1 protein-coding gene is annotated in these 283 nt (G+C 60.4%); it reads right to left on the bottom strand.

Annotated elements, in window-relative coordinates; all coding sequences use genetic code 11:
- The coding region (locus tag FLQ44_RS14545) for a 5-oxoproline transporter, DUF979 family subunit (RefSeq protein WP_147694984.1) at positions 1-283 on the bottom strand (283 nt) is incomplete at both ends.

The following is a 283-nucleotide window of genomic DNA, read 5'->3' as shown; positions in this document are numbered from 1 at the left end:
AGCATGGCGAGCATCTGCGGCAGGATCACCGCCCAGCCAATGGTATCGACCAGCCGACGCGACTGACGCACCGCATGCAGCGGCGTACCTTTTGTCAGCCACCAGCCGGTAAGGATAGCCGCCACGCATGCCACGCACAGCGCCGCCAGCGTAAGCTGTTTCTGGTCGAGCAGATAAACGCCGCCAATCGACACGCCTTTCAGAAACAGCGTCCCGATGACCGTTACCACGGGGATCATCAGTGCCGGTAAAAACAGCCAGTTTTTCAGCCGGTTCGACGAGG

Source organism: Vogesella mureinivorans (assembly GCF_007644035.1).
GTDB classification, from domain to species: Bacteria; Pseudomonadota; Gammaproteobacteria; order Burkholderiales; family Chromobacteriaceae; genus Vogesella; species Vogesella mureinivorans.
Note: the sequence above shows the minus strand (reverse complement) of the source record. Positions and strands in the feature narration are given on the sequence as shown.